The sequence below is a fragment of the Cognataquiflexum aquatile genome, assembly GCF_003316845.1.
GTDB lineage: Bacteria > Bacteroidota > Bacteroidia > Cytophagales > Cyclobacteriaceae > Cognataquiflexum > Cognataquiflexum aquatile.
Genome location: NZ_QMIK01000001.1, coordinates 604980 through 618684, shown reverse-complemented (window position 1 = coordinate 618684; position 13705 = coordinate 604980). Strand labels below are relative to the sequence as shown.

General features: G+C 44.0%; 4 protein-coding genes. All 4 read left to right on the top strand.

Annotated elements, in window-relative coordinates; translation table 11 throughout:
- Positions 1–153 precede the first annotated feature (153 nt).
- A complete protein-coding gene (locus tag DQW11_RS02510) occupies positions 154–675 on the top strand; it encodes a nuclear transport factor 2 family protein (protein WP_232826658.1) in 522 nt (173 codons plus the stop codon).
- Between the two features lie 445 nt (positions 676–1120).
- Positions 1121–1504, top strand: coding sequence for a response regulator (locus DQW11_RS02500; protein WP_113922423.1), 384 nt, complete (start codon positions 1121–1123; stop codon positions 1502–1504).
- Between the two features lie 113 nt (positions 1505–1617).
- Positions 1618–12561, top strand: a complete 10944-nt coding sequence (locus DQW11_RS02495; protein WP_198669830.1) for an ATP-binding protein — start codon at positions 1618–1620, stop codon at positions 12559–12561.
- Positions 12558–13700 (top strand): FIST signal transduction protein, encoded by a 1143-nt coding sequence (locus DQW11_RS02490; RefSeq protein WP_113922421.1) that lies wholly within the window; start codon positions 12558–12560, stop codon positions 13698–13700. Before DQW11_RS02495 ends, DQW11_RS02490 begins: the two co-directional genes overlap by 4 nt.
- The last annotated feature ends 5 nt before the right edge of the window (positions 13701–13705 follow it).

The following is a 13705-nucleotide window of genomic DNA, read 5'->3' as shown; positions in this document are numbered from 1 at the left end:
ATGAATTCAGATGAGCTCTGAAAACTAATTCCGTACGTTGGGACAATAGAACGGTTCATTCGTCCTAATTCATTTTTAGTATCCTTTAATTATCAGTTAATTAGAGAAAGGAATTAAAGGTGATTCCAAATAACCAATCTAACCAATATTTTTATGAAAAATTTAAAAGCAAGTATGGCTTTGGCATTAATGATGCTGATGCCGTTGATATCAAACGCACAGGGACCAGTTACGACCCTAGAATTTCCCAATGCAGCAAAAGCCCTAGATGTGGTACAGAAATATACCAAAGCACTTCAGGCCGGGGATGTAGCAACCATGAATGCCCAATTGGCACCGGGTGCGATGATACATGGCTTGGGAGGTGGCATGGACTCTCTCACAGTGGCACAGCACAGGGAGTATTATACCAATAGCACCAACCAATACAAACACACGCTATCAAACGAACTATATCTGCCTGTCAAAGTCACCAACAATTGGAATGAAGGTGAATGGGTTTTGTCATGGGGCGTCAATACAATCCAAGACAAAAAAACAGGAAAAACCATTCCGGTTCCTTACCATACTGCTGGAAGGGTAGAGAATGGAAAGATTGTATCCTTGCGCTATTGGTATGACATGTGGAATATTATGGAATCTCAGGGTTTTGAGGTAAAGCCTCCTTCCAAATAATTTTAACCTGATTAGATTTTTTTTGAACTTAAGGCATTTGGAATATATATTCCAAATGCCATTTTTTTGACCCTTCATCCCATATTGCATTAAAGTGAATCAATGTTTTGGTTTTTTCCCGGGGAAATTTTTGGATGCTTTGGGACAATAAAACCTGCTGTTCGTCCTGATTTTGATTTCATTTCACCTAAATTTTTTAATTTGAGATATTCCGGATTTGAGTGGCCGGAAATCAGGCTTTTTCCAAGTGGAAAAAATCAAAAAAACGGTATTTATCAATTGAATATTCTCTATACCTAATAATAATTTAGTAATAAAAAGGGTGTTATGCGGGTACTTGATTATTAGGAATTTTTACCTAGAATAGTGAAATTCAGAAGGGAATTAAAAAAATAAAAATTTGCATTAAAATCGAAAGTAAAATTTAATATAACCAATTATGCCAATGAAATTTTTAATTGTAGATGATGAAAAAGATGTGGAGATATTGTTCCGCCAAAAACTCCGCAAAGAAGTCCGTGAGGGATTGTTTGAGCTTGAATTCGCCTTTTCGGGAAAGCAGGCACTGGAAGTTTTGAGAAGCCATCAGCCTCCGGAGGTAATGTATATTTTCTCGGATATCAATATGCCCGGCATGACAGGGTTGGAGCTTTTGGATTGTGTCAAAAAGGAATTTCCACAAATTCAAGTCAGCATGATATCCGCCTACGGTGACAGCGAAAACCATGACCGCGCCATGAATTCAGGGGCTAAGGAATTTTTTACCAAACCCGTAGATTTTGATTCACTTAAAGCTGAATTGATGGATATTTTGGCAGGACCCAAATAAAAGAGGAAATACTAAGAAAAGTTTCCCATCTTTTATTGAAAGTCAGTATACTAATCGACAAATGGTAAATAATGGACCGTTGTCGAGGCTTGGAATTACCCAAAAAACCCAAAATGAAGAAAAAAAACAAAGACCGGGAATCTGATGCTCTGCTAGTATATCACCGATATTGGGACAGTTATAGCAATGGGGATTTGGAGGCTTTCACTTCCACTTTAGATGAAGGATTTGAAATGGTCGGAACTTCCGAATCCGAAGTCTGTCATTCTAAGGATGATGGAATAGCATTTTTTAAATCCCAGATGCATGAAATCGTCGGAAGGACCGAAATGAGAAACAGAAATATTGTTGCCAAAGAGGTGAATGGCATGTTTCTGATCAATGAAATCTGTGACGTCTATATTTTTGGAGAGCCAGAATGGACTTTTTACTCCAGATTAAGACTATCCACACTGCTTCATGAAACCGAATCCGGTTGGAAAGTAATCCAGCAACACGGTTCACTTCCCGACATGCGTGTCCAGGAAGGGGAGACCATTGCTTTTGACAAAATCAGCAAAGAAAACTTAGAACTCCGAGATGCTGTCCGCCGTCGAACTGCCGAGTTGGAAAACAAAAACCGGGAATTAGCCATCGAAGCGGCCTTGGAAAAAGTGCGGGCGGTGGCCATGGGTATGAAAAACCCGAATGCTATGCTCGATGTCTGCCGTGTGATAGCGGAGCAATTGGAGGAATTTGGGGTTACAAAAATCCGGAACGTACAGACAGCCATCATCGATGAGCATATTGGTCAATACCTCTGCTACCAATATTTTCCGGCTTATGGGCAAACCACCATTGAAGATACCGAATACCACAAAAGCCCTGTAGAACATGAAATGGTCAGGCAAATGCTGGCTTCCCGAGATGGTCACTTTACAGGAAGCCTTTCAGGAAAAGAGTTAGAGGAGTTTGGACTGCACCGAAAGGAAGAAAACCATTTCCCGGATCCACTTTTGGATGCTGCCTCAGAAGTAAGTTATTGCTTTTTGTCCATTGGGGAAGGGGGGCTTGGATTGTCACTTTACAAGGAAATGGAAGCAGCCGTTTTGGAATTGTTCAAGCGTTTTCACCAGGTTTTTTCGCTTGCTTACCAACGGTTCCGGGATATCCAAAAGGCAGAAGAACAGACAAGGGAAGCCCAGATTGAAGTGGCGGTGGAACGGGTTCGTGCCCAATCTATGGCGATGCACCATCCCGACGAACTGGATAAAGTAAATAAAGAAATACTGACCCAACTTAACTGGCTTCAGATTCAAGGACTCTCGGGTGTCACCTTTTACCTGGTAGATCTGGACGGATGGGTGAAAGCATATGATTTCTCAAGTCCGGGAAATATAGGAAACCAGAACAGTTATACCCTTCAATTCGACTTCAAAAAGTATGAAATGTTGGGATACCCTTTTAAAATCTTCGAGCAAACTGACCTGAATTACTTCGTTGCTGATTACCCCCTTGAAAAACTGGAGAAGGCTGTTTTCGAGATAGAAGAAATAAATCCTGAAGTTGCCACCGTCATCAAAGAAGCTTTAGCAAAGGGGATACTAACCCATCAATGGACTGCCTGCGCCAGAATTACGGATGGATTGCTAGGTATTGATCTGGTCAACCCTCCTTCGGAGGACACCAAAACCATCGTATTGAAAATCGCCGGGGCGTTTAACCAAGCGTATCAGCGCTTCCTGGATCTCCAAAAAGCAGAAGCACAGGCAAGGGAAGCACAGATTGAGGCGGCATTGGAGCGGATCAGGTCGAGGGCCCTGGCGATGCACACCTCCAATGAAATTTTTGAAGTTGCTTTTGTTTTGAGGGAGCAGATGGGGTTGCTTGGTCAACCAGAGCTAGAAGCTTCTGTGGTGCACCTTTATGACACAACAAATGGCATTGGTGAATCTTGGCATGCTTTCCGGCCAGCAAATGAGAACTTGGGGGAAATTACTCAAGGCCAGTTTCAGTTCCAAAAAGACGAATGTGCTTTGACAAGGGAGTTTTTTGAACTTTATGAATCCGGGCAAAAGGAATATACAATCCCCGCACAAGGGGAGCAACTCAGGGATTGGGTGCTATTGTTGATTGAAAAATCTCCCGATATCAAAAAATCCTGGGGTGGTGTAATACCCGCAATCGGATACCACCATTTTTCTACCTTCTCAGGGGGAGCCTTGTTGTCAGTCACCCGAGAGGAAGTGTCTGATGAAGGCCGCTACCTCCAAAGACGTGCTGCTTCAGTATTTGACTTGGCTTATAAAAGATACCTCGACCTTCAAAAAGCAGAAGCACAGGCCAAGGAAGCGCAGATTGAAGCGGCTTTGGAAAGAGTACGAAGCAGAAGCATGGCAATGCATAAAAGCGATGAGTTGCTTGAAGCTGGTGAAATTCTTTTTTCAGAAATGCAAAAGCTGGGTATTGAAAGCCTAACTGCAGGTTTTGTGTTAATGGATAAGGAAGAAAAAAACGGGTTGAATTATACACCTGATCCATCTACAAAAAAAATAATGTCGCTTCCGGTTATCATTCCGCATAATGAAACCAGCCACATGCAACAAGTGGTGGAGAACTGGAAAACAGGCAATCCTTTTTTCATCATTGAAATGGATGAAGAAGAAACTATCAAACACCAGACTTTTATTGCCGAACGCAGTACCAACTTTACACTGAATGCTGAACAACTGATTGCCATTTCACCGGCAAGATTGTTCCTTCATAATTTTTATTTTAAAGAAGGTTATTTATTGATTGTAGGCGGCACCAGATTATCTGCAGAACAAATTGACATTATGCTGCGGTTTGTAAAAGTATTTCAGCAAACCTACACCCGCTTTCTCGATCTCCAAAAAGCAGAAGCACAGGCAAGAGAAGCACAGATTGAGGCGGCATTGGAGAGGGTTCGTTCGCGATCGTTGGCAATGCATAACAGTGAAGACCTGGAAAATGTCATTTTAGTAGTTTCCGAGCAGCTACAATTGCTTCAATTCAGATTTGAAAATGTAAGTTTTGGATTTGATACCTCCCAAATGGGCCTCAATTTTTGGTTGGCTTCTCCTTCATTATCGAGGCCGATTTTGATGAAAGTTCCCTACATAAATAATCCGGCCTTTAATAATCCTTTCCAAGCGAGAAGAGCGGGGAAAGACTTTAATGTGGATATACTTTCCCGCGAAGAAAATCAGGAGTTCTTACAGCATATGTTTGATCATTCTGAATTGGGTAATCTACCTGAAGAGAATAAAAAATTCTTATTGAGCACATCTGGGTTTGCACGTTCCCAATCGCTGATGAAGCATACCATTCTCACGGTTGGAAATTATGCACTTGCTCCTTACAGCAATGATCAAAATGCAACCTTAAAAAGGTTTGGAATTGTATTCGAACAAGCTTATGTCCGTTTTCTCGATCTCCAAAAAGCCGAAGCACAGGCAAGGGAAGCGCAGATAGAAGCGGCATTGGAAAGAGTTCGTAGCCGCTCTTTGGCCATGCATAATAGTGAGGAATTGCGCGAAGTGGTTTCCGTGCTATATGATCAAATGGAATCGTTTGGATTTGCCAGAGGTGGCTGCGAACTAATTTTATGTAACGAAAAGTCAGGCTATTTAGAGTACTGGCATACCAACCCGGTGCAATCATCAGTTCCCGAGTGCCTTAATGTTTCACCCAGCATACATGATTTTTTTGATCGCGTCTGGAAAGCCTGGAAGGCACAGGAGCCTCTGTTGGTTATTGAAATGAGAGATGAGGAGAAGCACAAAATGGATCGGGCTCTCTTCGAGAAAACTGATTTCAAAAAGACTGACGAAAAAACTAAAAATTGGATTCTCAATGAGAATGTTGGCGTTTTCTCTCATGCTACTATGAAGTATGGACTGTTGGAAGCGGTTGACTATTTACCACTTTCAGAAAATCAATTTTCTATACTTCAACGCTTCGCCAAAGTTTTTGAACAAACCTACTCCCGCTTCCTAGATCTCCAAAAAGCAGAGGCACAGGCAAGAGAAGCGCAGATCGAAGCTGCGCTGGAAAGAGTGCGAGCCAAAACCATGGCCATGCACAACAGTGAGCAGTTGCCCGAAACAGCCCAAGTGCTATTCGAACAATTTGCTGAATTGGGAAAAATTCCCGACCGAATTGCCATTGGCATCATCAAAGAAGAATTGCAGGTCATTGATTGGTGGGTGACCGACCAAATGGGTAGCCAATTAGCCCGTCAATTTAATTCCTCCATTCTACAACCCACCATCGCACAATTTTTTACCGCGTGGAAGGAAGGCAAAGACAGCATTATGGTTGACCTCTCGGGCGAGGCCTTGAAAGAATGGGTTTCCTTTGTAAGGGATGAAGTGAAGATGCCCATAGATGACTCAAACATGAATGGGCGAAGAGTGCACCACGGTGCCTTTTTTTCTCATGGATTGTTGCTCATCAGTGCACATGAGATGATGCCCAGTGAAACCATGCAGCTGCTGGTCCGCTTTGCCAAAGTATTTAGCCAAACCTACACCCGCTTTCTCGATTTGCAAAAAGCAGAAGCCCAGGCGAGAGAAGCACAGATCGAAGCTGCGCTGGAAAGAGTGCGAGCCAAAACCATGGCCATGCACAACAGTGAGGATGTAAGTAGTGCCATTGCTACTTTGTTCAGTGAACTGGACAGACAAAGCATAGAAAATGTTCGCTGCGGCATAGCCATAATCGATACCAACAAAACGATGGATGTGTGGTCGGTAACCAACGTGGAAGAGACCCATCCGGATAAATCGCTAGGTAAAATGGTGAAAGCATCTGGCACATTAGATATGAATGCGCATAAGCTATGGCAGTTAATGTATGATGCATGGCGAAACAAGACTGGATATTTATACTACCACCTTTCCGGAAAAGACAAGCAAAAATATATTGACCTAATAAACACCGCCCCCGGCTATTTGTCGCAGCCCCTGCGGGAATTGCCCGACATGCATTGTCAGTTTTATTTTTTTAATGAAGGAGCTATTTGGGCCTACTCGCTCCAGCCCCATACGGAACCACAGCAGCCGGTGATGAAACGATTTACTTCGGTGTTTTCACAAACTTACCTTCGCTACCGAGATCTGCAAAAAGCAGAAGCACAGGCACGGGAGGCACAGATAGAAGCAGCACTGGAAAGAGTTAGATCAAGATCGATGGCCATGCACAAGAGTGAAGAACTCAAAGAAGTTATTCAGTTATTGTTTGAGCAATTTCGCTTATTAAATTTCAAAATTGACTCAGCGCAATTTGACCCTAATTATAAGGAGAACGATGACCTCAACCTTTGGACAGCAGCACCCGGTCAGCCCTACTCCATATTGCTGAATATTCCCTACGTTGACAGTCCTTTATTTAATTCAATTAAGGAAGCAAAGAAAAGAGGGCTATCATTTATTACACAGCAGTTATCCTACGAGGATAAAAATCAATTTTTCCGGCACTTCTTCCAGCATATCAAAAATATTCCTGCAGAAAGACAAAAATTAATTTTTGAAAGTCCGGGTATGTACCGGGCTGTAGTCTTCATGGAAAATGTTTCGCTGGCCATCCAAAACTACTCAAACACTCCTTATACAGAGGAAGAAAATGAAGTGCTCAAACGATTTGGTAAAACCTTTGAACAAGTTTACACCCGCTTCCTCGATCTGCAAAAAGCCGAAGCACAGGCAAGAGAAGCGCAGATCGAAGCGGCTTTGGAGCGGGTTCGGTCCAGAAGTTTGGCCATGCACCATTCCTCCGAACTATCTGCGGTGGTAGACACGCTGCTGAGAGAGTTCACCAGTCTTGAATTTACCCTTACGTTCTGTATCATCAATCTTATCGATGAACAGGACATGAGCAATACCGTATGGGCAGCAAACCCTGAAACGGGGAAAGATCCGGAATCCTATTACATGAAGTTTGAAGATTATCCCTTTCATCACGCCATGTGGGATGCCTGGAAAGCTCAAAAAAAGCGATTTGTCTACACCATAGAGGGAAAAGAGAAAAAAATCTACGATGAGTACCTCTACTCAGAAACTGAATTCCGAAGATTCCCAAAGCACGTCCAGGAAGCGAATAAAGCCCTTGACCGATATGTAGTTGGCTTTACATTCTTTAAATATAGCGGATTACAGACGGTGAGTCTAAATCCCATATCTGAGGACGAACTAGAAATCCTCGAACGTTTTGGCAGAGTCTTCGAGCAAGCATACACCCGCTTCCTCGATCTCCAAAAAGCGGAAGCACAAGGCCGTGAAGCCCAGATTCAATTGGCATTGGAAAGAGTGAGGGCAAGAACCATGTCCATGCAGAAAAGTCAGGAGCTTCCCGAAGCGGCCAACTTGCTTTTCCAACAGATTCAGTCATTGGGCATGCCTGCATGGAGTGCAGGATATTGTACCTGGAAGGAGGACCTGCCCACTGAAAAGGAAGGAAAGTCGGCAGTTACTTTATGGATGAGTAGTGAAGGGGTTTTGCAACCGCCTTTCACTGCCCCTACTACTGAAGATAAATTGTTTATCCAAATGAGGGAAGGTGCAGAAAAAGGCAAGGATCTGCATGTGGTCGAACTGGGAGGTAAAGAATTGGAGCAACATTACCGGTATATGCGGGAACTGCCTGTCGTGGGTGAGATTTTGGATTCCATTATTGAAGCAGGACATCCATTACCCTCCTTCCAGATTATGCATCAGGCCTATTTCTCCAAAGGGTTTTTATTGTTTATTACGTATGAGCCCGTTCCTGAATCCCATGATATTTTCAAACGCTTTGCCAAAGTCTTCGACCAAACCTATACGCGCTTCCTCGATCTCCAAAAAGCAGAAGCCCAAGCTAGAGAAGCAAAGATAGAGGCAGCATTAGAAAGAGTGCGCAGCCGCACCATGGCAATGTTTAAAAGTGAGGAGCTATCCGAAGTTGCCGAGGTATTATTTACACAAGTCAGTCAATTGGGAGGGATGCCAGACCGAATCAGTATTTGTGTGATTGATGAACCAAACCAAAGCTATCAGGTTTGGGCAACTGATCAGGCCGGAACGCAATTGACAGTGAAGCCCGTGGCAAACCTAAAAGAGAAAACCACCATCCGGCATCTTTATGCAGACTGGAAATCCGGAAAGAAATCTAGCCTTATTGAATTGCAGGGCCCTGAATTGAAAGAATGGATTGCTTATCTGCTGCAAGAATTGGGAATGCCAATTTCTACGAATCATCTTCAAGGGCGAAGATTTCATAACGTAGCATACTTCTCCCATGGATGGCTAAATCTTTCCACTTCAGAGCCAGTAGCGGATGAAGTAAGTGACTTGTTACAACGCTTTGCTTCTGTATTCAGCCTTACCTACACCCGCTTTCTTGATCTCCAAAAAGCAGAAGCCCAGGCAAGAGAAGCGCAGATCGAAGCATCGTTGGAACGAGTCAGATCAACCTCCTTGGCTATGCATACCTCTCAGGATTTGAGCAAAGTGGTCTATGTGGTATTTACAGAGTTGATCAAACTCGATGCGCAACTTGATCGATGCCTGATCCAGACCGTCAATCCCGAGACCTTAGGCATCACTTGGTACCTCACTGGCAAAGAGGGCTTGCTTTCCAATAATGGATTTTTGGTGGAGAATAACCCCCATCCTTCCCATCAAGCCTATTTGGAAGGTTGGCGGACCAAACGTAAAAAGTGGCATTACCTGCTGGAGGGGGAAGAAAAAAAGAGTTGTGATGAATACCTTTTTTCACAAACTGAACTCGCCCAATTGCCGGATTTTATCAAAGCTGACATGGCTGCTGTAGAATCCATTCATCTGACCATTTCATCGGATGATTTTGGTTGTCTGATAGCTAGCAGCATTTCTCCTTTACCGGAAGCCCATGCCGGAATCGTGGATCGGTTTACCTCGGTTTTTAACCAAACCTACACCCGCTTTCTCGACCTTCAAAAAGCCGAAGCGCAGGCAAGAGAAGCGCAGATCGAAGCGGCTTTGGAAAGGGTTAGAAGCAGGGCTATGGCCATGCACAACTCACAGGAATTAAAAGAAGTTGCCTTGGAGTTGAGAAAACAAATGGGATTGCTTGGTCAAAAAGACCTGGAAGTTTGCGCCATTCATTTGTATGGCTATGGTGAAGATTCTTTTGAATCCTGGAGCGCTATGAAGGCGCCAGGTTCGGAGGCCAAAATAGTTCAGTCACAGGCACACTTTCCAAAAAGGGGAATTCGCATCACAGATGAAATGATGCACCACTATACCATCGGAACCAAAGACTATGTCCTGGTAAATGAAGGAGAAAAAATGGCGGAATGGTTTAAGGTGTTGAAGAAACATGCACCAGAACTACACGCATCCATTTTGGATTCTCTTGGAAAAAAGCCGTTGAAGCAATTAAAGGGCAACTGGGCGGTTGCCGATTTTTCTGGCGGAGCACTAGTGATGGTAACCTATGGTGAACCAGATGAGGTGTCAAGAAATTTACTCCGCCGCTCAGCCAATGTATTTGAGCAGGCCTACGTGCGCTTCCTCGATCTCCAAAAAGCCGAAGCACAGGCAAGAGAGGCGCAAGTAGAAGCGGCGCTGGAACGGCTTCGTAGCAAAACCATGGCTATGCACAACAGCAGAGATGTAGGTGAAAGTGTGGCCACGCTTTTTGATGAACTTTCCGCTCTCGGGGTTTTAAGTTCCCATGACCGCTGCGGCATAGGCATTATGCAACCCCATGAAATGATGGAAGTGTGGACCGCCGAAAAGTCAACAGGCAAAACCGAGTTGACCATCGGCTATCTGGATATGCGACCGCATGCGCTACTCAGGAATGTCTACCAAAGTTGGCTTGATCGAAAGGAAACGTTTCACTACACCCTCGAAGGCGAGGATAAACAGCTTTACGCCGAATCCATCGTCAACCAGCCCAGGTACAAAATCAGAAAAGACTATTTCTCTTCCCTTGAAGTAATAGAACATACCGATTTCTTTTTCGAAGAAGGCTGCTTGTATATATTCTCAGTCCAGCCGATTTCTAATGAATCCGCTGCAGTCTTCTCACGGTTTGTGAAAGTTTTTGGACAAACATACCGTAGGTACCTAGATCTGCAAAAAGCGGAAAAACAAGCTAGGGAAGCCCAAATTGAAGCCGCATTGGAAAAAGTCCGCTCGCGCTCTCTGGCTATGCAAAGTCCCGATGAGTTGATTGAAGTGGCCCGACTGCTCAGGGAAGAAATGGGGGCATTGGGCGTGGAGGAATTGGAAACCAGTTCCATCTACATTCAGGATGAAAGCAGCGGGTTGACCCAATGTTGGTTTACCATAAAAAATCCGGATAACCCTGATAAAGCAATTACCGACCAAATGGTTATTGACCTTCAGGATACCTGGGTGGGCCAAAAGATGGATGAATTTTACCGCTCCAAAGCAAAACAAACCTCCATTCTGATGCAGGGTGAGGAAAGGATAGAATGGATCCGGTATTGTGAAGAAAAATCCGACCTGTTTGGGACCAGCAATTTTTATGGAGAGACAATTCCAGATCGAACTTATCATTTGTACAAATTTTCCAATGGCTACATCGGTGCCGCTGCTCCGGGGGAGATTTCCAAAGAAAGCTGGGACCTTTTGAAAAGGGCCACGACGGTATTTTCTTTCGCCTACACCCGTTTCAGGGATATTCAAATGGCCCAATCCAGTGCCCGCGCTGCCATGCGACAGGCATCTTTGGACCGTGTTCGCGCCGACATTTCATCCATGCGCAACGCGGAAGACCTCGACAGAATAACTCCGCTGATCTTTAAAGAACTGACCGTACTGGGGGTTCCATTTATCCGTTGCGGTGTTTTTATTATCCAAGAAAAACAAAAAATCGTTGAAGCCTATCTTTCCTCACCGGAGGGCAATTCGCTTGGGGTTTTGAGGCTTCCCTATCAGGCAAGCGAACTTACTTATCAGACAGTGGAGGCCTGGCGAAAAGGAGAGGTGTTTAAGCAGCATTGGAACAAAGAGGACTTTATCCAATGGATCAACCAATTGATGGAACTGGATCAGATTCAGGACAGCAATACCTACCAGGGGTCAGCAGCACCTCCGGAATCCCTAGACCTCCATTTTGTTCCATTTACTCAAGGGATGATCTATGTAGGTGCAGTATATCCTCTGGATGATAAGGATTTGGAATTGGTTCAGGTACTGGCCAAGGCCTTTTCTATTGCCTATGCCCGCTTTGAGGATTTTGTGAAGCTCGAGCAGGCCAAAGCGGAAATAGAATCCGCCATGAGCGAACTCAAAGCCACCCAATCCCAACTTGTACAGCAAGAAAAACTTGCTTCCCTCGGTCAACTCACCGCCGGTATCGCCCACGAGATCAAGAATCCGCTGAATTTTGTCAACAACTTCTCTGAGGTTTCAATTGAAATAATTGAGGAAACATTGGAAGAGATGGAGAAGCGGGAAGCGAGAGACGAGACGCTGATCAGGGAAAATCTGGAAGATATCAAGTCCAACCTAAAAAAAGTCCACGAACATGGATCGAGAGCCAATGGCATCGTGACTTCTATGCTGCAGCATTCAAGAGGAGGAACGGGCAAAAAAGAAGCTACCGACCTCAATGCCCTGATCCAAGAGTATGTCAACCTGAGTTTTCATGGAATGCGGGCTGGAAAAAATCCGATCAATGTCGATATAATCCTGGACTTGGACCCGGAGATAAAGGAAGTATCCCTGATCAAAGAGGACTTTTCCAGAGTAATCATCAACCTGTGTAACAATGCTTTTGATGCGATGAAGTCCGTAAAGACGCTGCATGCTGCGTCTCTAAGAGTAAGCACCAAAAAGCAGGGAGATAAAATAACCATCGAAGTCTCCGACAACGGTCCCGGCATCCCCGACGACATCAAAGACAAAATCCTGCAGCCTTTCTTTACCACTAAAAAAGGAACCGAAGGCACAGGGCTTGGGCTGAGTATCACCCATGATATTATCAAGGCGCATGGAGGGGAATTGGAAATCGAAACTTCTGTGAATAAGGGTACAAAATTTATCATAAAACTGACCAAATGAAGGCAAAATCAATCAAAGGAAATTCTACCGCCGAGATTAAGATCGGTTTAGAGAAAAGTATGGAAGATGGATTCAGGCCAACTTTGGCGATTGTGTTTGTTTCCATAAAACAAGAAATCGATGCGATATGCAATCTTCTTGACCTACAGGATATAAAGATTTTTGGAGCCACCAGTTGCGGTGAGTTCATTGACGGTGAAATAGGAAGCGGAACAATAGCCATCCTGTTGTTGGATATGGATCCTTCAAATTTTATGATTCTCCTTGAAGATTATAGAGAAAAAGATCCGGAGGTAGTTGCCGAAGAGATGGCCAAAAAAGCGAAAGAACACTTTAAAAATCCATCTTTTATAATCTCCAGCAGCATAGATGTGCTGAACTCATCCATCATAGGCGAGCCAATGCTTAGGGCGATTGAAGCGGTCACTGGAAAAGATGTTGTGATATGGGGAGGCAGAGCGGGTGATGATTTTATTTTTGATGAAACTGTGGTATTTACGAATGGAATATCCACAAAAAGAGGAATAATTCTCCTTGCATTAAACGGAGATAAAATTCTAGTGAAAGGCCAGTCGGCTTCCGGCCTGATACAAGTAGGCACTGTAAAAACTGTTACAAAAGTAGTCGGGGACTGGATGATGGAGATAGACAATCAGCCGGCTGCAGATATAGTCTTAAAATACCTTGGGCTTAATTTAACCCAAGCGGAAGCTGAATCCTACAACCCCGGGATCATAGTGTTCAGTCTGTTAAGAGATCAGGGTGAACCCGTGATGCGGTCAACGGGTGTTTTCAATTGGAAGGAAAAATCTATTTTGATAAGCAGTGGGATCAAAGCAGGTGATAAAATCAGATTTACCCTTCCTCCGGATTTTGAAATCATTGAAGAGGTAAGCAGAAACGCCGAAAAGATCAAAAAGAAAGAGATGCCTGAAGCAGATGCATTACTCATGTTTTCGTGCGCAGGTAGGCTTGGACTATTGGGTCCCATGATGGGTGAAGAAATCGATGGGATCAGAGAGGTCTTTAAGGTTCCGATGGCAGGTTTCTTTGCCTACGGCGAATTTGGAAGGACTGATAACGGGAACAATGAATTCCATAACCACACCTGCTGCTGGGTGGCATTGAAAGAAAAATAGTTTTA

Bases quoted from the DNA above. Each gene is read 5' to 3' on its own strand.
- DQW11_RS02510 (WP_232826658.1), top strand. From the start codon at position 154: ATGAAAAATTTAAAAGCAAGTATGGCTTTGGCATTAATGATGCTGATG.
- DQW11_RS02500 (WP_113922423.1), top strand. From the start codon at position 1,121: ATGAAATTTTTAATTGTAGATGATGAAAAAGATGTGGAGATATTGTTC.
- DQW11_RS02495 (WP_198669830.1), top strand. From the start codon at position 1,618: ATGAAGAAAAAAAACAAAGACCGGGAATCTGATGCTCTGCTAGTATAT.
- DQW11_RS02490 (WP_113922421.1), top strand. From the start codon at position 12,558: ATGAAGGCAAAATCAATCAAAGGAAATTCTACCGCCGAGATTAAGATC.